This window comes from Pantoea sp. B623 (genome assembly GCF_024814475.1).
GTDB classification, from domain to species: Bacteria; Pseudomonadota; Gammaproteobacteria; order Enterobacterales; family Enterobacteriaceae; genus Pantoea; species Pantoea ananatis.
On record NZ_JANUXM010000004.1, the window covers coordinates 1,257,912 to 1,278,255 of the forward strand.

Consider the following 20,344-nt stretch of genomic DNA (forward strand, 5'->3'; position numbering starts at 1 on the left):
TCCAGTAAGGTCCCTGTCTGGCATCATAAGCGTTAACCCACACTTTCGTCACGGCGAAATGTCGTAAACCACCCTGCTGCAAGAATCTCTACCTGACAGCCGGACGTGCTTCTGACAAAATAGGCGCCATTCCCGACTTAAACTCAACACAGTGGATTTACGCTCTGATGGCAGCAAAAATTATTGACGGTAAAACGATTGCGCAGCAGGTACGGCTTGAGGTTGCAGAAAAAGTGAAGCAACGTCTGGCAGCCGGTAAACGTGCTCCGGGTCTGGCAGTCGTTCTGGTGGGTGAAAACCCTGCATCGCAGATCTACGTCGGCAGTAAGCGTCGTGCCTGTGAAGAAGTGGGCTTTATCTCCCGCTCTTACGATCTGCCCGCCACCACCAGCGAAGCCGAGTTGCTGCAGCTGATCGATAAACTTAACAGCGACAACGAGATTGACGGCATTCTGGTGCAGCTGCCGCTCCCGGCAGGCATTGATAACGTCAAAATCCTGGAGCGCATTACGCCCGATAAAGACGTAGACGGCTTCCATCCTTATAACGTCGGTCGCCTGTGCCAGCGCGCACCTAAGCTGCGCCCTTGTACACCACGCGGCATCGTCACGCTGCTGGAGCGCTACAACATTGATGCCTACGGCCTGAATGCCGTCGTGGTGGGCGCCTCAAACATTGTGGGGCGTCCAATGAGCATGGAGCTGCTGTTAGCGGGCTGCACCACGACCGTAACGCACCGCTTTACTCGCGATCTGCGCCATCACGTTGAGCACGCCGATCTGCTGATCGTCGCGGTAGGCAAGCCCAACTTTATTCCAGGTGACTGGATTAAGCCGGGCGCTATTGTTATCGACGTCGGGATTAACCGTCTGGAAAGCGGCAAAGTCGTCGGTGATGTGGATTTTGATGCTGCCGCTGAGCGTGCCGCTTATATCACGCCCGTTCCCGGCGGCGTTGGGCCGATGACGGTCGCAACCTTAATCGAAAATACCTTACAGGCATGTGAAGAGTTTCACGATGGAGAGCAGGCATAATGGCGACGTTTTCTTTAGGTAAATTCCCACACGTTGATCTCTGCGATCTGCTGAAACTGGAAGGTTGGGTGGAAAGCGGCGCGCAGGCCAAAGTCGTGATTAGTGAAGGTGAAGTGCGGGTGGATGGGGAAGTTGAAACCCGTAAGCGCTGCAAAATCGTTCAGGGGCAAACGGTGGAGTTTGCCGGACAGCGCATCACTGTCGTTGCCTGATCGTCAGGTGCCCTGTGCCCGGGGCACCTTAAATCCTTTCTTCCCCAACTATCCGCGTTTCCCCGTTAATCTGCTCCAGCTCAATGTGATTCACTTCTGCATGCTGCGCAATCAGTGCGGCCAGCTTCGGTGAGTGACTGGTGATCCACAGCTGACTAAACTGGCTGGCTTCAGCAATCAGCGCCGCCAGCGCCGGGAGCAAATCCTCATGCAGGCTGTTCTCGGGTTCGTTGAGCGCCATAAAGGCAGGCGGGCGGGGGCTGAGCAGTGCAACCACGAGGCACAGAAAGCGCAGCGTCCCGTCAGAGAACTCGGCGCTTTCCAGCGGGCGCATAATGCCCTGTCGCCGCATCAGCATCTGGAAACGGCCGTTCTGGACATCCACCTGAAATTCGGTATCAGGGAAGGCTTTCGCTGTCACCTTGTAGAGCAGCTCATGATGACCCCGCTCGACAATGGTTGCCCATGCCGCCGCGAGGTTAGCGCCATCGTGCGCCAGAATGGGCGCGCGCACGCCAATTTGCGGCGCACGAATCGGCGAACCGGGCCAGACGGCAAACTCGTGATAGAAGCGCCACTGGCGCAGACGTTCACGCATCTGAGAAAGCTCAGGATAGCGGTGCGGCTCACCGAGCTGACCAAACAGGGACTCTTCGGGATGCAATACGGCGGGATAGCTTACGCGCTCCCCTTCTACATTATGCAAAAAGGCGGTCTGGTTCGTGCGCTGCATGATGCAGGAAGAGGGACGCCGCTGCTGACCACTCAGCCAGATACGTTCTTCTTTGACCAGCGGATCGAGGTTAAACAGGCTGGTCTCAAGCTTCTGAGGAAACCCCACCGCAAGCTCAAAATCCATGTCGTCCATCAGGACCGAGAGGATGAGTCGGCTGGCATCCTGACGACGAGCGCTGCGATGCAGTTCCCCTGCCCACATGACTTTTTGGATACCGCCCTCTTCTGCCAGCGCTAACGCCAGGCGACCATTGGCGGCCTCGTGCAGCAGGCGCACGGCCTTATACAGGTTGGATTTACCACAGCCATTAGGCCCGCTTACCACGTTCAGTTGCTGAAGCGGCAGGGTCAGATCGCGTACCGAGCGGAAACCGCGAAGGTGAATCTGTTTTATCGTCATAGACAAAAAAGGGCGATGGCTCGCCCTCTCCTGTGTTGCCCGTTATTTACGTCGCCAGCTGGAGCCCTGAGGGCCATCTTCGACAATCACGCCAAGCGCGTTCAGCTTGTCGCGGGCTACATCAGCCTGCGCCCAGTCTTTTGCCGCGCGTGCGTCGGCACGGGCTTTCACCCAGCGTTCGATTTCTGCCACTTCTTCATCGTTGCCCTGCGCACTGCTTTGCAGAAACACTTCTGGCTCCTGCTGCAGAATGCCCAGCACGTTGGCAATTTCACGTAGCTTTGCCGCCAGCGCATTGGCTGCCGTCATGTCTTCGCCTTTGAGACGGTTCACTTCACGCGCCATGTCGAACAGCACAGAATAGGCTTCTGGCGTATTGAAATCATCGTCCATCGCCTCGCGGAAACGGGCCTCGAAGGCTTCACCGCCGTCGGCAACCGCGTTGCGATCGGTATGTCGCAGCGCGGTATAAAGACGTTCCAGCGCCGCACGTGCCTGGTTCAGGTTATCTTCGCCATAGTTAAGCTGGCTACGATAGTGGCCGGACATCAGGAAATAGCGCACGGTTTCGGCATCATAATGCTGCAGTACGTCGCGCACGGTGAAAAAGTTATTCAGCGACTTCGACATCTTCTCACGATCGATCATCACCATGCCTGAATGCATCCAGTAGTTTACATAGGGACCATCATGGGCGCAGGTAGACTGGGCGATTTCGTTTTCGTGATGTGGGAACATCAGGTCAGATCCGCCGCCGTGGATGTCGAAATGCGCGCCAAGCTGTTTGCAGTTCATGGCTGAACACTCAATATGCCAGCCCGGGCGCCCCTGGCCCCACGGTGAAGGCCATGAGGGTTCGTCCGCTTTAGACATCTTCCACAGCACGAAATCCATGGGATTACGCTTCACATCCGCCACTTCAACGCGGGCGCCGGCCTGAAGCTGGTCCAGATCCTGACGCGACAGTGCACCGTAATCCACATCGCTCAGCACATCAAACATGACATCGCCGTTTTCCGCCACATAGGCATGACCGCGGGCAATCAGCTTTTCCACCAGCTCGACGATTTCCGGAATATGGCGCGTGGCGCGCGGTTCCCGATCTGGCGGCAAAATGCCCAGCGCATCAAAATCACTGTGCATCTCGGCAATCATGCGATTGGTCAGGGTTTCGATGCTCTCACCGTTCTCGTTGGCACGCTTGATAATTTTGTCGTCGATATCGGTAATATTGCGCACGTAATTTACGTCAAAACCGACGTAACGCAGATAGCGCGATACCACATCAAACGCCACAAACGTGCGCCCGTGCCCAATGTGACAGAGGTCATACACCGTGATGCCGCAGACATACATGCCGATTTTGCCAGCATGAATAGGGGTAAATTCCTCTTTTTGTCGACTCAGGGTGTTATAAATCTTCAGCATTGGGGTTTCCGTAGTAAGCGTGCGTAACGCACCGTTTTAAGTATCCTGATATTGTGCCGTATTTTTATCTGTCACGCGATGCAAAGCAAGCCAACTGCGCAGCCTGGCTGACGTATTATCGGAAATTATGATATAAGAACGTTCGAGAAAAAGGCGTGTGCACCCTAACCGCGCACCCTATGCTACTGACGACAACCTTTACAGGACGAAAAAAATGGTAACTTTCCAGACTAACCATGGCGATATCGTGATCAAGACCTTCGATGACAAAGCGCCCGCAACCGTAAAGAACTTCCTGGATTACTGCCGTGAAGGTTTCTACGACAACACCATTTTTCACCGTGTGATTAACGGCTTTATGATTCAGGGTGGCGGTTTTGAACCCGGCATGAAGCAGAAAGCCACCAAAGAAGAGATCCGTAACGAAGCCAACAACGGTCTGAAAAACACCAAAGGTACGCTGGCGATGGCGCGGACTTCTGCCCCGCACTCTGCGACCGCACAGTTTTTCATTAACGTGGCTGACAATGACTTCCTGAACTTCCGTGACGAAAGCCTGCAGGGCTGGGGTTATTGTGTGTTTGCAGAAGTGGTTGAAGGTATGGATGTGGTTGAGAAAATCAAAGCCGTTTCAACCGGCCGCAGCGGTATGCATCAGGACGTGCCGAAAGACGACGTTGTGATCCAGAAAGTGACCGTCAGCGAGTAATGCCGCGCACGCTGTTTATCGCAGATCTTCATCTGTGTCAGGAAGAACCGGCGATCACCGCCGGTTTTCTGCATTTTTTACAGCGCGAAGCCCCACACTGCGACGCGCTCTATATTCTCGGCGATCTGTTTGAAGCCTGGATAGGCGATGACGATCCCAATCCCCTGCATCAACAGGTTGCTGATGCCCTGCGATCCGTGCCTGTTCCGGTGTACTTTATTCATGGCAATCGCGATTTCTTAATCGGTCAACGTTTCGCCCGCGCCAGCGGCATGACGCTGTTGCCTGAAGCGCGCGTGCTGACGCTTTACGGCCATCGAGTGCTTATTATGCACGGCGATACGCTGTGTACCGACGATGTGGGTTACCTGCAGTTCCGCGCTAAAGTCCACAATCCCTGGATTCAACGTCTGTTCCTGGCGTTACCGCTGTTTATTCGCAAACGCATCGCAGAACGTATGCGCGCCAACAGTAAACAGGCCAATCAGCATAAGTCGCTGGAGATTATGGATGTGAATCAACAGGCCGTGATCGATGCCCTGCTTCAGCATAAGGCGCCACTGCTGATTCATGGGCACACGCACCGTCCTGCGATTCACGATCTGTCGCTGAATGGCGTAAACGCTCAGCGTGCCGTATTAGGGGCCTGGCACAGCCGGGGATCCATGATTCAACTCGATGCCAGCGGCATTCAACTGATCGATTTCGACTTCTGACAGGGCGAATCGCTTAGCTTCTCATCCAGGAAGGGATGAGGATAGTCTGCGCCAAATTGTTCACGCCATGCGCGCTCAATTCGCGCTCTGTCCGTCTGGATGATCGCTTCCCGCGCCAGGTATGCCATGGCTTCATGCGCATGACGCAACGCTGCAGCCTGGTACGCATCCGGCCAGGCGACAGACAACATGCCCAGCGCCTTAAGTAACCGTAACTGCACTTCTTTTATCGCCGCGCCGTCTCGCGCGACAGGTGAGAAAAAATCATCGAATAATGCGTCTACTGACAAGGGCGCGACGTGAATGGCGGGATAGAACACCGTTGGCGCCGCACATTCGCGTGCAAAGCAGGAGAGTATTCTGACGGCTCGCCCGATCACATCGATGGCGGTGCCAGGGTCATTAGTCGCAGGCGACAGCGCACGCGAGGCGATTTCTGCCATCACACACAGGCAAAAACGTGGATCCTGGGCGAAAGTGCGAGACGCGGCTATTGTCAGGGCAGACAACATCAGTTTGCGTTGCTCCGCAGGCAGGGCGTGGGTGACATACATGACCGGGCGGGCGGGATGAACAAAAAATCCGGGTTGCGCGCCCAGGTAAACATGTACAGGACTGTCTGTGATCGCCTTATGTAGCCTGTCCATATCAATATGCTGAACATAGCCAATAGCGTCCGAATAAACAGCAAACGTGCCCGCAGGTTGACGATCGCTTTCCCGCCAGGGCCTGGCGCCGAAACAAGGGGATTGAGCACGCGCGCTAAAAACATCAAGCGCCATGCGTTCCACACGTGAGGTCGTTTCATCTACGCTGCCAAGCGAGGTGAGATGGTGAATCCAGCGCAGAAGCGTCACCAGAATTAATGCAATGACCACCAGCGTGACCGCAAACAGGATCACTCGCCCCTGTTCACCATAAGCCCCCATATTCAGGGCGATGATGCCGACCAGACTAAACAGGAAAGAGCCAATAAAGGTCGCGAGAACATTTTGTGTTGTACTGTCTTCAACGACCAGTTTCGTGGCGCGCGGCGTAACATGGGTAGTTGCTGAACCAAACGCCGTTACCATCGTACTCAAGGAAAACGTGGTGACCGCCAGCATGCTGGACGCCAGAATATTCAGGATATTGTCCACTGCGTCAGCACCCACCTTTACCGAAACCGAGGGGGGAATTGCAGATTTAAAGACAATGGAGGCCAGGGCGCTGACAACCGCAGCAAGGGCAAATAAAGTTGCCCTGAACCACAGTTTTCTGCCTGCTTGTCTGAAAATCAGTTGCCAGCGTGAAATCATCCTGTTCCTCTTTCTGTCAGTTAACGTCATCCCTTACCAACTGGGTGCAGCGCGGCTCATCATGTCAGTCACCTTGCAACTCTGTTAACTAAAGTTCAGCGTTTCTTGCGCGTCAACGTCAGAGAACAGAATGTCGATAAAACCCCGCCAGCGCGACGTGTAATCCCGACGCAACCGTTTTCCTTGCGCCCTTCTCATGCTATTCTCTTTGCCCTTCAAAACCTGTCCGCCTGGTCAGGTGTGTTTTCATTCACAGGAGTTGACCGCATGTCGTCGAATGCCGCCCCGGCCCGCATCGCTGTTGTTATGGGTTCCAAAAGTGACTGGTCCACCATGCAGTTCGCTGCGGAAATCCTCTCCAGCCTGGACGTGCCCTTCCATGTGGAAGTGGTCTCAGCGCACCGTACCCCGGACAAGCTGTTTAGCTTTGCCGAAACGGCTGCAGATAACGGCTTTCAGGTCATCATTGCCGGTGCCGGTGGCGCGGCGCACCTGCCTGGCATGCTGGCGGCAAAAACCCTGCTGCCGGTGCTGGGCGTGCCGGTGCAGAGCGCAGCGCTGAGCGGCGTTGACAGCCTCTACTCTATTGTGCAAATGCCGCGCGGTATTCCGGTCGGCACGCTGGCAATCGGTAAAGCCGGTGCCGCCAATGCGGCACTGCTGGCCGCGCAGATTCTGGCGATTCACGACAGCGCGCTGTCATCTCGTCTGGCCGCCTGGCGTCAGGCACAGACCGATGAGGTGCTGGATAATCCGGATCCGCGGGAGGACGCATGAAGCCGGTTTGCGTACTGGGTAACGGTCAGCTTGGCCGCATGTTGCGCCAGGCGGGCGAGCCGATGGGCATTGCCGTTCATCCAGTGGGGCTGGATGCCGATCCCGCCGCCCTGCCTATCGTCGAAAGCGTGATTACGGCCGAAATCGAGCGTTGGCCCGAAACCGCTCTGACGCGCGAGCTGGCGAATCATCCGGCCTTTGTGAACCGCGATATTTTTCCGCGTCTGGCCGATCGCCTGACGCAAAAGCAACTGCTGGACGAGCTTAATCTGGCGACTGCGCCCTGGCAGTTGCTGGCGGATAAAAGCGAGTGGCCTGCGGTTTTCTCTCGGCTGGGTGAACTGGCGATTGTTAAACGCCGCACCGGGGGTTACGACGGTCGCGGTCAGTGGCGTTTACGGGCCAGCGAAACGGCCACGTTACCCGACGACTGCTATGGCGAGTGCATCGTCGAACAGGGCATTCACTTTTCAGGTGAAGTGTCGCTGGTCGGCGCGCGCGGCCACGACGGCAGCACCGTGTTTTATCCCCTGACACATAATCTGCACGAAGAAGGCATTCTGCGGACCAGCGTCGCTTTTCCCCAGGCAGATGTGGAACAGCAGCAGCAGGCCGAAGGAATGCTGGGCGCGATCCTTCACGCGCTTGACTACGTTGGCGTGATGGCGATGGAATGTTTTGTGACGCCTCAGGGTCTGTTGATTAATGAGCTGGCGCCGCGTGTGCATAACAGTGGACACTGGACGCAGAACGGCGCCTCGATTAGCCAGTTCGAACTGCATCTGCGCGCGATTTTGGGGCTGGCGTTGCCCCAGCCGGTCGTCATTGCGCCCTCGGTCATGATCAACCTGATTGGCACCGATGTGAATCCAGACTGGCTACAGCAGCCGCTTGTCCATCTGCACTGGTATGACAAAGCGGTTCGGCAAGGTCGCAAGGTGGGCCATCTGAACCTCACCGACAGCGATCAGCCCCGACTCAAAGCTGCACTGCATGCGCTGTTGCCCCTGCTGCCGGCTGAATATGCCAGTGGTATTCGCTGGGCCACAGACAAGCTTTAAGACGGACTGACGCCGTGCGCAGCCTTGCCGCGCACGGCGTTTTTTATGCGCCGTCGAACGTCCTGAACAGCGCTTTGCCCTTGAGCAAACGCACGCCCAGCCAGCCTCCGCACAACGACAACAACAACGCGCCACACAACGGTAACGCCAGCCACAAGGCCCAATCGGGCTGCCACGGGAAATCGAAGATTTTACGCTGCAGCGCCCAGAGCGCCGCTTCAGCCCCCACTGCGGCCGCAACGCCGGACACCACGCCAATCAGCGCAAACTCGCACCACAAGGTCGTCCGCAGCAGTCGCTTGCCTGCACCCAACGTGCGGTACACCACCAGTTCCTGTCGGCGCTGACGCATGCCCACCTGAATCTGGGCCATCAGCAGCAATATGCCACAGGCGGTCACCAGCACCACCATAATCTCCAGGGCCTGGCTGACCTGGGTCAGCACCTGTCCGATCTGACGCATGATGCTGCCAATGTCCAGCAGGCTCAGGGTCGGGAACTCACGGTTTAGCTGCGCCAGCAGCGTGGGGTTATTGTCCAGCCGAAAGCTGGTGAGCCAGGTCAGCGGCTGGCTGTCGAGCGCACCGGGTGGAAAGATAAAGAAGAAGTTTGGCTTCAGGCTTTCCCAGTCAACCTTGCGCAGACTGGTAATTTTGGCACTGAACTTTTGCGTATCCCCCTCAAACGTTAAGCTGTCTCCCAGCTTCACCCCCAGCCGCTCCGCCAGCTCGGCCTCCATAGACACTTCCCCCACGGCAGGCGGCCAGTTGCCCGCCACCAGCGGATTATGCGCAGGGAGGGCCGCCAGCGAAGTCAGGTTGAGCTCACGGTTAAGGGCATTATCCCGTTCAGGATCGGCGGCTTGGCCGTTCAACTCGCTCAGCCGCATCCGTGCGATGGGATAAAAGGTTTCTGGTTTAATCTGATGCGCCTGCAGGAAATCACGCACCTGCGGCACCTGATCGGCCGTCATGTTAAGCAGGAAAAAGTTCGGGCTGTCGGCGGGTAACTGCTGCTGCCAGCGATCCAGCAGATCGCCCCGCATCACCAGCAGCAGGGCCAGCAACATAAACGACAGTGAGAACGCGGCAAGCTGACTCAGCGTCATCGCGGGCTGTCGCAGTAGCCGATTAATCGCCAGACGCAGCGCCAGATTTCGCACTGTCAGACGGCGCAGAAGCAGTAACGTGCCCCAGCCAAGCAGCGCCAGTAGCCCCGCCAGCACCACCACGCCCGCCAGCAGCGCCCACAGCATTTTACTGCCGCCCACCAGCGCCGCCAGCAGCCCCACCACCACGACAGCCATCGCCGGCAGGTAGATTTTCAGCGGCCAGACGGTGGCGACGGCATCGCGCCGAAATACGCGCAAAGGCTGCGTCGCCAGCAGCAGGCGATAAGGACGCAATCCCACCAGCAGGGAAATGACAAACAGCGACCCCGTGGCCCATACCCACGGCCACAGGCTCGCATCAGGCAGGGATGCGGGCAGAACGGGTTTAAGCATTCTCATCAACAGGGCTTCGACGCCCAGCCCTGCTGCCCCGCCCGCTACGGCCGCCAGCAGTAATACCGCCAGCCACTGTCCAATAATCAGCTTTTGCAGCGCGCCGCGCGTAGCACCCAGCGTTTTCAGCACCGCCACCAGGTCGTAACGACTTCGGCAATAATGGCTCATTGCCACGGCCACGGCAGCAATCGCCAGCATCAGCGTTAACAACGCCGATAACAGCAAAAACTGCTGCGCGCGCTGCATTGAACGGCCCAGCGCATCTTCGCTGTTCTCAATACTGATCCAGCGTTGACCGGTTTTTATTTGCGGCGTTATCCAGCGGTCGTAGTTTTCCAGCTGCTGAGGGGTGCCAGCAAACTTGTAGCGCCAGGTGATGCGACTGCCGGGCTGGATCGCGCCGGTCTTATCGGCATCGGCCAGATTAATCAGTAAACGCGGCGCCATTTCGAACGGATTGAAACCGCCATCCGGCTCCTGTATCACCTCTCCGGCAATACGCAGCGTGGTATCTCCCACATCGAGTTCATCGCCCACGTGGAGGTTAAGCAGCGCCATTAAGCGCGGAGCGGCCAGTGCCGTGCCGGGCTGAGGTTTCAGGCCCGGCGGGCGGGTTTGCAGCTCGCCAAACATCGGGTAGTGGTTATCGACGGCTTTGACCGACGCCAGCTGCGGCGTCTGGCCGGCAAAGGTCATGGTCATAAAGCTCAGCTGACGGCTAACCGATAATCCCGCTTGCTGCGCTTTCGCCAGCCAGTCGGGCGGTGCCGCCGTGCTGGTGCGCAGGGTACGATCGCCCGCCATAAAGTCGCGACTCTGCTGACTCAGCCCTTTTTCCATCCGGTCGCTGATTGATCCCAGCGCCAGCACGCAGGCCACCGCCAGAGTGAGTGCCAGCCAGACGATTAACAGTGAGGGCGAACGCCACTCACGCCAGAACCAGCGCCAGATCATTGCTCCTCCCACAGTTTACCGTCACGCAGACGCAAGCGTCGGTTACAGCGCGCCGCCAGCTGCTCGTCATGGGTAACCAGAATTAACGTCGTGGCAAAATCGCGGTTGAGGGAAAACAGCAGATCGACAATACGCTCGCCGGTTTTACGATCCAGATTCCCCGTGGGCTCATCGGCGAACAGCAGGCCCGGACGACCGCTGAAGGCCCGGGCAAGCGCGACGCGTTGCTGCTCACCACCGGATAACTGCGCGGGCAGATGCAGCAAACGCTCACCCAGGCCTAACTGCGTGAGCAGCTCCCGTGCCTGGTCACGGCTCTGACGGTCGCTCTCACCGCGCAGCAGTGCAGGCAACTGAACATTTTCCAGCGCATTTAACGTTGGCACCAGCATAAAAGACTGGAACACGAATCCTACCTGCTGCGCACGTAAGGCCGCCCGCTGCTCTTCATTCATCTGATGCAAAGGCTGGCCCAGCAGATGCACCTCGCCCTGGCTGCCGTCATCCAGACCGGCCAGAATCCCCAACAGCGTAGATTTGCCCGATCCTGACTCGCCAATCAGGGCGATTGTTTCAGCTGGTTTGACAACTAACTCAACTCCGGTAAGGATGGTTAACTGATGCTCTCCCTGACCCACGGACTTAGTAAGATGATGAACTTCAAGAATGTTTTCCGCTGGCATTATCCTTTCCTGTTATTGTGCTGTCTGTTGGTGTCCCGTCTTGCTGCGGCCGATACGTTGCTGGTGCTGGGCGACAGCCTGAGTGCAGGCTATCAAATGTCGGCCAGTAAAGCCTGGCCCAGCCTGCTCGATAAAAACTGGCAGCAGCAGCCCAGAGTGATTAATGCCAGTATTAGCGGCGATACCGCCGCACAAGGACTGGCGCGCTTACCTGCCCTATTAAAACAGCACCAACCGCAGTGGGTGTTAATCGAATTGGGCGGTAACGACGGTTTACGTGGCTTTCCGCCAAAGGATATTGAGCAAACGTTAAGCACCATCATCGAGCAGGTAAAAACCGCCAGGGCTAAACCGATCCTGATGCAGGTACGCTTACCCGCCAACTACGGCCGCCGTTATACGGATGCGTTCCGCGCGATTTATCCGCAGTTGGCGAAACAGCACGATATTCCTTTACTGCCCTTTTTCATGGAGCAGGTTTATTTAAAACCCGAATGGATGCAGCAGGATGGTATTCATCCCAATCCTGACGCCCAACCCTTTATCGCTGAACTGATGGCGAAAGAACTGGCCCCATTAGTTAAGCAGTAGTTGTGCAAAAAAGGTAACACATGCAAAAAACCATTTTGATCACGGGCTGTTCGAGCGGTATTGGCCTGGTTGCAGCCAATGACCTGCTGGCTCGCGGCTATCACGTTATTGCAGCCTGCCGAAAAACCGACGACGTGGCGCGCATGCAAAGCCTCGGCTTTACGGGGCTGATGCTGGATTTGGACGACGCAGAGAGCGTTGACCGCGCTGCCGATGAGGTGTTGGCGCTGACCGGTAACCGGCTGTTTGCCCTGTTTAATAACGCCGGCTTCGGCACCTATGGTCCGTTAAGCACCATCACGCGTCAGCAATTTGAACAGCAATTTTCCAGCAATGTGTTTGGCACCCACCAACTCACTATGCGGCTGCTTCCGGCGTTGAAGGCTTTTGGCAATGCCCGGATCGTGAATACCAGTTCGGTGTTAGGCCTGATTTCCACGCCGGGTCGGGGCGTTTATGCCGCCAGTAAATATGCGCTGGAAGCCTGGAGCGATGCGTTACGCATGGAGCTGCACGCAAGCGGCGTGCGCGTCAGCCTCATTGAACCGGGTCCAATCCAGACCCGATTCACCGATAATGTAACGCAGGGTGAGCAGGATAATCCGGTGCTGAATCCCGGTCTGGCCGCGCGGTTTACGCTGCCGCCTGAGGCCATTTTACCTAAGCTGCGCCATGCGCTCGAAAGCAAACATCCGCGTTTGCGTTATCCGGTGACACTGGTCGCACACGCGATGGGCCTGTTGAAACGCGCGCTGCCAGGCTGGATACTGGATCGCATAATTCGCAGTCAGTAAAGGTATTGCGCGAATACAGCTTGAAGCAGGGCCAGTCGGCCCCATATTCTTTAAACATTTTCTGCAAAGAGACTTAGTCATGTCACCACACGCTTCGATTATCGACATTAACGAATCCAACCTGCAACAGACCCTTGAGCAGTCAATGCAGATACCGGTGCTGTTCTACTTTTGGTCGGATCGCAGCCAACATTGCCAGGAACTGACGCCGTTGCTGGAGCGACTGGCTCAGGAATACGCAGGCCAGTTTATTCTTGCCAAACTGGATTGTGATAAAGAGCAAAGGGTGGCATCGCAATTTGGGTTACGCTCCATTCCCACCGTCTACCTGTTCCAGAACGGCCAGCCTGTTGACGGTTTCCAGGGGCCACAGCCGGAAGACGCCGTGCGCGCCCTGCTGGAAAAAGTGCTGCCGCGTGAGGAAGAGTTAAAAGCCCAGCAGGCGATGGCGCTGATGCAGGAAGGCAAACCGCTGGACGCTTTACCGCTGCTGAAAGAGGCATGGCAGCTCAGTAATAAAGACAGCGAAATTGGTTTTCTGCTGGCGGAAGTGCTGATTACCCTGAACCGTAGCGATGAAGCAGAAACGGTACTCAACGCCGTGCCGTTGCAGGATCAGGACACCCGTTATCAAAGCCTGATCGCCCAGATCGATTTACTGAAACAGGCGGCCGATACGCCTGAAATTCAGCAGCTGCAATCACAGCTGGAAAGCGACCCGGATAACGCTGAACTGGCGACCAAACTGTCGCTGCAGCTGCATCAGGTCGGGCGTAATGAAGAAGCGCTGGAACTGCTGTTTAACGTCATTAAACGCGATTTGAACGCCGCTGACGGCCAGGCGCGTAAAATGTTGCAGGAGATCCTGGCGGCATTGGGCACGGGCGATGCGCTTGCCGCACGCTATCGCCGCCAGCTCTATTCCCTGCTTTACTGATGTAAGCAGAAAACGGGCCGAACGATTTGGCCCGTTCATCTGACAATCTGGAGGTTATATGCTCACCGTGATTCCTGTTCTCATCCTGGTCGCCCTGGTCACCGTATGGTCCGGCGTCAAAATCGTTCCGCAAGGCTATCAGTGGACGGTCGAACGCTTTGGCCGCTACACCCGCACGCTTCAGCCCGGCCTGAGTCTGGTTGTTCCCTTCATGGATCGTATCGGTCATAAGATCAATATGATGGAACGGGTGCTGGATATTCCCTCTCAGGAGATCATCTCCAAAGATAACGCCAACGTCACGATTGATGCGGTCTGTTTTGTCCAGGCCATCGATCCGGCGCGGGCCGCCTATGAAGTCAGCAATCTGGAGCTGGCGATTCTTAACCTCACTATGACCAATATGCGCACCGTGTTGGGCAGCATGGAACTGGATGAGATGCTGTCTCAGCGAGACAGCATTAATACCCGCTTACTGCATATCGTTGATGAAGCCACCAATCCCTGGGGCGTAAAAATCACCCGTATTGAAATTCGTGATGTTCGTCCGCCACAGGAGCTGATTGGCGCCATGAACGCCCAGATGAAAGCGGAGCGTACTAAACGAGCCGATATTCTGGCGGCGGAAGGTGTGCGGCAGGCGGAAATTCTGCGGGCCGAAGGGGAAAAACAGGCGCAGATTTTGAAAGCGGAAGGGGAACGAACATCGGCTTTCCTGCAGGCTGAAGCCCGTGAACGTCAGGCGGAAGCGGAAGCCCGCGCCACGAAAATGGTATCGGAAGCGATAGCCGCCGGCGATATTCAGGCCATAAATTACTTTGTGGCGCAGAAATACACGGATGCGCTGCAAAAAATTGGTGAGTCCAGTAACAGTAAAGTGGTGATGATGCCGCTGGAAGCCAGCAGCTTGTTGGGTGCGATCGGCGGAATTGGTGAGCTGTTAAAAGAAACCCGCAGCGAGTCGAAACACTGATGGTGAGTGAGATTGTTGCCCATCCGCACTGGTTCTGGCTGACGCTGGGCGGGCTGCTACTGGCGGCTGAGATGCTCGGCACAAATGGCTACCTGCTCTGGAGCGGGCTCGCAGCCATGCTGGTCGGTATCACAGAATGGGCTTTGCCGCTCAGTTGGACCGCCCAGGGCTCTTTGTTTGCCGCATTAACGCTGGCGAGCGTATTTATCTGGCATCGCGTCATGCGCTATCGCGAGCGCAACCAGCAGCCAAATTCCCTTAATCAGCGCGGCAACCAGATGATCGGCCTGCAGTTGACCCTGGACAGTGCGTTGCAAAACGGTATCGGTCACGTCCGCGTTGGCGACAGCAGCTGGCGCGTTCAGGCAGACCAGAATCTCCCTGCCGGTACGTTGGTTGAAGTGGTAGCAGTGGAAGGTATTACTCTGCGCATTCAGTCACGCTTGCCGCCAACCTGACTGCAGCAGCCTGCCAGGTTATTAATGATCGGGCAGTCCGCGCTGTCATTACCCGGGCAGGCCGCCGCCAGCGCCAACAGGCGTGCGCGCATGGCGTGCAGTTCTTCAATATGCGCAGCAATTTCGTCAGCTTTCTGCAGCGTACGCGCCTTAACGTCCGCGCTGTGGCGTTCAGGGTCGTTAAACAGCCCGACCAGCTCGCGGCACTCATCAAGGGTAAAACCCACCTGCCGTGCCTGGCGTAATAAATTCAGCTCATCAAGATGGTGTGAATTGTAATGCCGGTAGCCGTTATCGCCGCGCAGTGGGGGCGTGACTACGCCCTTTTCTTCATAGAAACGAATAGCCTTACTGGTTAGCCCGGTCTTTTTCGCCACGGTACTAATATTCATAACAGTTTTCCTGATCTTCCCCTATACGGGGCGCTTCTAAAAGGCCCAGCCCGTGAGCTGCCGGGCTAAATCAGTGTTTGATTCTACGTCACTCGTGCCCGACTCTGTCGTTTTGCACCCGAGAACAGGTGGAAAACAAGGCATTTCATGCAGGAGATTATAGATCACCCTGCCAGGTAAAAGGGTTCTCGTCCCGGTATCTGAGTCAACGCGGTCGCTGCAGAGGCCTTCGGCTGACTCTTCCGGTTAACCTGAGTAATGCCAAAACGCTTTTGAGTGCAGAACAAACTGGCCAGCCGGTCAATCTGCCATCAACCTCATAAAAAATAAGATGATAACGATTGTCAACGAAGAAAATTCCGATAAAATCCCGCCAGTTTGTAACAAATCATTATCATCATTAAAGTATAGGGGATTGGATTATGGCTTTAGTCAGCTGTCCAGAATGTCATAAGGAAGTGAGTGATTCAGCATTACGTTGTCCATCATGTGCCAGGCAGCTCAGAAAGCCGCGTCGCTCTTTTTTTGGCAAAATGGTTAAGTGGACTTTCATTCTGTTTAACATTCTTATGGTGTACTGCCTGTTCGCAGGATTAGGTGGAAGTGGCGACGTTATCAATAACGCGGCTTCCGATGCGGAAAAAGCCGGTGCTGCGCTTGGAGCAGGTTTAGGTTTAATGGCGATCGGCACCCTTTGGGTTATTGGCGACATCATTATCGGGACGCTGGTCTTCTTTACCAGACCCAAAGGGTAATTGACTCATCCTGCGTGCCTGCAAAGGGTTTAGCATGCCTGGCGAAAACCGTTGCACAGCAAGGAACAGCGAAATGTCGATCCCGTTAACGCGGATAGCAGGTAAATCAGTCCCGCTTATCTGGCGAAGCACGGAACTGTGTATATCTTGAGCGACAGGCATGATCGAACAGGATGAAGCCTCGGCAGTAAGCGCGGGGCTGGCCGTCATTTCGTCACCCCTTTTCATCAGCGGGCTTGCACGCCTTTAAGCCGAATGAAAGTCAAAAAAAGCCCTGCTTATCTGGACTGCCGCAAAAGTTGGACAGTGCAGGTTACGCGGGGCTTTCTTCTTGTGGCGTCCTGAATAATGTCAACACCAGCAAGCCGGGTACACCACCGGTGAATAAACTTCCTTATCTGGCCATTCAGGATTTGACCTTCCCCTTGAGGGAAGGTTTAACCTGAATAACAGTCACATCTAAACGATCAACCCCGCACATCTGATAAAGGAGTCAACCATGTCAAACACGATTGTTCTGGCGCTGGACGGATTGTCCTGCGGCCACTGCGTAAAACGCGTCAAAGATGCGCTCGAACAGCGCGACGATGTCGAGCAGGCTGAGGTTACTCAACAGGAAGCCAGCGTGTCAGGCCGTGCAGACGCTACCGCGCTGATCGCTACCGTTGAACAAGCGGGCTATCATGCAACATTAAAAGCTGCGGGTTCCAGCCCAAAGCCTGAGCCGTTGACAGCAGCAGAGCCGCCGCCGGAGGCGCTGACAACGGAGTCTTCTCCTCTTCCGGCAACTGAAAATCAGCCCGCTCACGTGCTGTTAATCGACGGGATGAGCTGCGCCAGCTGTGTCAGCCGGGTTGAGAAAGCCCTTGAGCAGGTAAGTGGTGTGCAACAGGCCCGCGTGAATCTGGCCGAACGCAGCGCGCTGGTGATGGGCAATGTGGCACCCCATCTGCTGGTCGCCGCCGTGGATGCGGCCGGCTATGGGGCGGAAGTGGTCGAAGACGAACAGCAACGCCGTGAAAAGCAGCAGCGCAGCGCCCGACGCGCCATGCGACGTTTTAGCTGGCAGGCGGGACTTGCACTGCTGTTTGGCGTGCCGTTAATGATCTGGGGCATGTTGGGCGACAACATGATGCTCACCGAGGACAATCATACCACATGGCTGGTGTTGGGCACGGTTACGCTGTTGGTGATGGTCGCCACGGGCGGTCACTTCTACCGCAGTGCCTGGCGCAGCCTGCTCAACCGCAGCGCGACAATGGATACCTTAGTCTCGCTGGGCACCGCCGCTGCCTGGATCTACTCCTTTAGTGTGGTGATTTGGCCGGCGTTCTTCCCGCTGCAGGCGCGTCATCTCTACTTCGAAGCCAGCGTAATGATTCTCGGCCTGATCAATCTGGGCCATGCGCTTGAACAACGCGCGCGCCAGCGTTCCTCGCGAGCCCTGGAACACCTGCTCGATCTGACGCCGGAACAGGCAAGAGTCGTAACGGAACAGGGTGAAACCTCAATGCCGGTTAGCGCGGTACAGCCCGGCATGATCCTGCGGCTGGTCGCGGGCGATCGCGTGCCGGTCGATGGCGAAGTCCAGGACGGTGAAGCCTGGTGTGATGAGGCCATGCTAACGGGTGAGGCGGTGCCGCAAAGCAAAACGCAGGGCGATCGTCTGTTTGCCGGCACCCTGGTGCAGGACGGGACAGTACGCTTCATTGCCCGCGCGACCGGCGGCAATACGACGCTGGCGCGCATCATTCAGTTAGTCCGTAAAGCCCAGAGCAGTAAGCCAGATGTGGGTCGCCTGGCCGATCGTATTTCTGCCGTGTTTGTGCCGGTGGTGGTGCTTATCGCCCTGATAAGCGCCGCAGTCTGGTATACCGCCGGTCCGGCGCCTCAGATTGCCTACGCGCTGGTGGTGGCCACCACAGTGCTGATTATTGCCTGCCCCTGCGCGCTGGGCCTGGCCACGCCCATGTCCATTATCGCCGGAACCGGCCGCGCCGCCGAATACGGCGTGCTGGTACGCGATGCCGATGCACTGCAGCGCGCCAGCCGTATCGATACGCTGGTGTTTGATAAAACCGGCACGCTGACAAGGGGCACACCGCAGGTGACCGAGGTGATGAGCTGGAACGGCAGCACGCGCGATTCGGTCCTGTCTTCGGCGGCGGCGCTGGAACAGACATCGGGTCACCCACTGGCGAAAGCGATCCTGGCGGAAGCGGGTACCGCAGCAACACCCGCGATTGCGCAATTTCGTACAATACGCGGCAAAGGCGTAAGCGGCATACTCAATGGCAGACAGCTGTTACTGGGTAATGTCAGTCTGTTACACGATTACGGCGTGGATTGCCAACCGGCGCGGGCTGAAATTGACAGGCTCACCCGGCAAGGGGCAACCCCGGTATTACTGGCACAGGATGGACAGCTTACCGGTCTGATTGGCTTGCGGGATACACTGCGCCCCGAAGCGAAAGCAGCACTGCAGCGGCTGCATGAAGCGGGTTACCGACTGGTTATGCTGACCGGGGATCATAAAAATACGGCCCGGGCTGTTGCGCATGAAGTCGGCATTGATGAGGTGATTGCAGGCGTACTGCCCGAAGGTAAAGCCGATGCGATAAGCCAACTACAGCAGCAAGGAAGGCAGGTTGCCATGGTGGGCGATGGTATCAATGATGCTCCTGCACTGGCGCAGGCTGATGTCGGTATTGCGATGGGCGGCGGCAGCGATGTGGCGGTAGAAACCGCAGCGATTACGCTCATGCGGGCCGATCTGCATGGCGTGGTGGATGCCTTAAAGATTGCCTCTGCCGCCCTGGGCAATATCCGGCAGAATCTGTTTGGCGCGTTTATTTACAACGTTATCGGTATTCCGCTGGCGGCAGGCGTGCTCTTTCCTTTTACCGGCCTGTTGCTTAGCCCGGTTTTTGCCGGTGCCGCCATGGCGCTGTCGTCAATAACCGTGGTGAGCAATGCTAACCGCCTGTTGCGTTATAAGCCACGCGTTTAGCAATAACTGCCCTGCTCTGTCTTTCGCAACGGGATCCCGCTAGCATGGTGGCTTTCAAACAGTGAAGGACAGGGAATGACAGCGCGCCTTTTGCAACGTTTACGTAACTGGATTAATCCGCTTTTTCCAGCCAGCTATCGTTGGCCCGCCGTGGATATTCAGTCGGGCGAATGCCGGTTTCATCTGGTGGGTAGCATTCATATGGGCACCCGTGACATGCAGCCCCTGCCGGTCCGGCTGCTACAGCAGTTGCAAAAAGCCGATGCGCTGGTGGTTGAAGCGGATATTACCCAGGGAGGATCGCCATTTGAAAACACGGAAGAGCGTCCGCCACTGATCGCCAGAATGGATGATGAGGCGCTGGCGAAGCTTGAAACACTGTGCAACGAAACCGGTCTGCCCCTGAGCCGGTTTGATACGTTACCGGCCTGGCAGATTGCGCTGATGCTACAGGCCCAGCAGGCCCAGCGGCTGGGGTTACGTCCTGATTTCGGTATTGATTATCAGCTGCTACAGGCCGCGCGGGCGATGGATAAACCCGTGATTGAACTGGAGGGTGCGCAGGCGCAAATCACCCTGCTGAAATCCTTGCCCGACGATGGCATGGCGCTGCTGGCGGATACGCTGACCCACTGGCACACCAACGCACGCATGTTGCAAACGATGGTGAGCTGGTGGCTGGAAAGCCCGCCACGCGATCCCCAGATTGCGTTGCCAGCGACATTCAGTCAGACCCTGAACGACACGCTGATTAGCCAGCGTAACAGCCAGTGGTGTGATCATTTACGTCGCCTGCCTTCGGGCCGATATGTCGTCGCGGTCGGCGCTCTGCATTTATATGGCGAGAATAGCCTGCCGGGAATGATGCGCGTCAGATAACTCACGGCAAAAAAAAGAGAGCCGACAGTCATATCGGCTCT

Annotated in this window: 20 protein-coding genes; 14 read left to right on the forward strand and 6 right to left on the reverse strand. The window is 56.6% G+C overall.

The window, feature by feature from the left end:
- Positions 1–167: 167 nt before the first annotated feature.
- Both folD and ybcJ read left to right on the forward strand, forming a co-directional pair.
- Positions 168–1,034 carry a bifunctional methylenetetrahydrofolate dehydrogenase/methenyltetrahydrofolate cyclohydrolase FolD gene (gene folD, locus NXS97_RS07795; protein WP_014593113.1) on the forward strand — a complete coding sequence of 289 codons (867 nt, stop codon included), beginning with the start codon at positions 168–170 and terminating at the stop codon, positions 1,032–1,034.
- Positions 1,034–1,246 (forward strand): ribosome-associated protein YbcJ, encoded by a 213-nt coding sequence (ybcJ, locus tag NXS97_RS07800; protein WP_013024949.1) that lies wholly within the window; start codon positions 1,034–1,036, stop codon positions 1,244–1,246. Before folD ends, ybcJ begins: the two co-directional genes overlap by 1 nt.
- Positions 1,247–1,274: 28 nt before the next feature.
- Here the strand turns inward: ybcJ and NXS97_RS07805 are convergent, their stop codons facing one another.
- Together NXS97_RS07805 and cysS are read right to left on the reverse strand one after the other, a co-directional pair.
- Positions 1,275–2,381 carry an AAA family ATPase gene (locus tag NXS97_RS07805; protein WP_014593112.1) on the reverse strand — a complete coding sequence of 369 codons (1,107 nt, stop codon included), beginning with the start codon at positions 2,379–2,381 and terminating at the stop codon, positions 1,275–1,277.
- A gap of 42 nt (positions 2,382–2,423) precedes the next feature.
- A complete protein-coding gene (gene cysS, locus NXS97_RS07810; RefSeq protein ID WP_014606408.1) occupies positions 2,424–3,809 on the reverse strand; it encodes a cysteine--tRNA ligase in 1,386 nt (461 codons plus the stop codon).
- Between the two features lie 214 nt (positions 3,810–4,023).
- On the opposite strand from cysS, the gene ppiB reads away from it, so the two are divergent.
- Both ppiB and lpxH read left to right on the forward strand, forming a co-directional pair.
- Positions 4,024–4,518 carry a peptidylprolyl isomerase B gene (gene ppiB, locus NXS97_RS07815; RefSeq protein WP_014593110.1) on the forward strand — a complete coding sequence of 165 codons (495 nt, stop codon included), beginning with the start codon at positions 4,024–4,026 and terminating at the stop codon, positions 4,516–4,518.
- Positions 4,518–5,234: a UDP-2,3-diacylglucosamine diphosphatase gene (gene lpxH / locus NXS97_RS07820; RefSeq protein ID WP_013024945.1), complete on the forward strand. Its 717-nt coding sequence runs from the start codon at positions 4,518–4,520 to the stop codon at positions 5,232–5,234. Before ppiB ends, lpxH begins: the two co-directional genes overlap by 1 nt.
- Here lpxH and NXS97_RS07825 read toward each other — a convergent pair.
- Positions 5,210–6,532 (reverse strand): DUF2254 domain-containing protein, encoded by a 1,323-nt coding sequence (locus tag NXS97_RS07825; RefSeq protein WP_259231910.1) that lies wholly within the window; start codon positions 6,530–6,532, stop codon positions 5,210–5,212. The genes lpxH and NXS97_RS07825 overlap by 25 nt on opposite strands.
- A gap of 267 nt (positions 6,533–6,799) precedes the next feature.
- On the opposite strand from NXS97_RS07825, the gene purE reads away from it, so the two are divergent.
- Together purE and purK are read left to right on the forward strand one after the other, a co-directional pair.
- Positions 6,800–7,309: a 5-(carboxyamino)imidazole ribonucleotide mutase gene (purE, locus tag NXS97_RS07830; protein WP_014593107.1), complete on the forward strand. Its 510-nt coding sequence runs from the start codon at positions 6,800–6,802 to the stop codon at positions 7,307–7,309.
- Positions 7,306–8,370, forward strand: a complete 1,065-nt coding sequence (purK, locus tag NXS97_RS07835) for a 5-(carboxyamino)imidazole ribonucleotide synthase (RefSeq protein WP_116219519.1) — start codon at positions 7,306–7,308, stop codon at positions 8,368–8,370. Before purE ends, purK begins: the two co-directional genes overlap by 4 nt.
- A 43-nt stretch (positions 8,371–8,413) precedes the next feature.
- Here the strand turns inward: purK and ybbP are convergent, their stop codons facing one another.
- Both ybbP and ybbA read right to left on the reverse strand, forming a co-directional pair.
- On the reverse strand, positions 8,414–10,831 hold the full coding sequence (gene ybbP / locus NXS97_RS07840; protein ID WP_116219518.1) for a putative ABC transporter permease subunit YbbP: 2,418 nt from the start codon (positions 10,829–10,831) through the stop codon (positions 8,414–8,416).
- Positions 10,828–11,514 (reverse strand): putative ABC transporter ATP-binding protein YbbA, encoded by a 687-nt coding sequence (ybbA, locus tag NXS97_RS07845; RefSeq protein ID WP_013024940.1) that lies wholly within the window; start codon positions 11,512–11,514, stop codon positions 10,828–10,830. The genes ybbP and ybbA overlap by 4 nt, the downstream gene beginning before the upstream one ends.
- Here ybbA and tesA point away from each other — a divergent pair.
- The 5 genes from tesA to NXS97_RS07870 all read left to right on the forward strand — a co-directional run bounded on the left by tesA (position 11,482) and on the right by NXS97_RS07870 (position 15,267).
- Positions 11,482–12,105 (forward strand): multifunctional acyl-CoA thioesterase I/protease I/lysophospholipase L1, encoded by a 624-nt coding sequence (tesA, locus tag NXS97_RS07850; RefSeq protein WP_022622644.1) that lies wholly within the window; start codon positions 11,482–11,484, stop codon positions 12,103–12,105. The genes ybbA and tesA overlap by 33 nt on opposite strands.
- A gap of 20 nt (positions 12,106–12,125) precedes the next feature.
- Positions 12,126–12,899 (forward strand): SDR family oxidoreductase, encoded by a 774-nt coding sequence (locus tag NXS97_RS07855; RefSeq protein ID WP_116219517.1) that lies wholly within the window; start codon positions 12,126–12,128, stop codon positions 12,897–12,899.
- Between the two features lie 79 nt (positions 12,900–12,978).
- A complete protein-coding gene (locus tag NXS97_RS07860; RefSeq protein ID WP_013024937.1) occupies positions 12,979–13,836 on the forward strand; it encodes a co-chaperone YbbN in 858 nt (285 codons plus the stop codon).
- A 58-nt stretch (positions 13,837–13,894) separates the two neighbouring features.
- Entirely contained in the window at positions 13,895–14,809 is a 915-nt protein-coding gene (locus NXS97_RS07865; RefSeq protein WP_116219516.1) for an SPFH domain-containing protein, read from the forward strand.
- Positions 14,809–15,267 (forward strand): NfeD family protein, encoded by a 459-nt coding sequence (locus NXS97_RS07870; protein ID WP_024471190.1) that lies wholly within the window; start codon positions 14,809–14,811, stop codon positions 15,265–15,267. Before NXS97_RS07865 ends, NXS97_RS07870 begins: the two co-directional genes overlap by 1 nt.
- Here the strand turns inward: NXS97_RS07870 and cueR are convergent.
- Positions 15,243–15,659 (reverse strand): Cu(I)-responsive transcriptional regulator, encoded by a 417-nt coding sequence (gene cueR / locus NXS97_RS07875; RefSeq protein ID WP_013024934.1) that lies wholly within the window; start codon positions 15,657–15,659, stop codon positions 15,243–15,245. The two genes, NXS97_RS07870 and cueR, sit on opposite strands and share 25 nt — an antisense overlap.
- A 422-nt stretch (positions 15,660–16,081) precedes the next feature.
- On the opposite strand from cueR, the gene NXS97_RS07880 reads away from it, so the two are divergent.
- The 3 genes from NXS97_RS07880 (at position 16,082) to NXS97_RS07890 (ending at position 20,303) form a co-directional block, all read left to right on the forward strand.
- On the forward strand, positions 16,082–16,414 hold the full coding sequence (locus tag NXS97_RS07880; protein WP_013024933.1) for a hypothetical protein: 333 nt from the start codon (positions 16,082–16,084) through the stop codon (positions 16,412–16,414).
- A gap of 499 nt (positions 16,415–16,913) precedes the next feature.
- Complete coding sequence (copA, locus tag NXS97_RS07885) at positions 16,914–19,424, forward strand: copper-exporting P-type ATPase CopA (RefSeq protein ID WP_116219515.1); 2,511 nt, start codon at positions 16,914–16,916, stop codon at positions 19,422–19,424.
- A gap of 75 nt (positions 19,425–19,499) precedes the next feature.
- Positions 19,500–20,303, forward strand: a complete 804-nt coding sequence (locus tag NXS97_RS07890) for a TraB/GumN family protein (RefSeq protein ID WP_116219514.1) — start codon at positions 19,500–19,502, stop codon at positions 20,301–20,303.
- Positions 20,304–20,344: the final 41 nt, after the last annotated feature.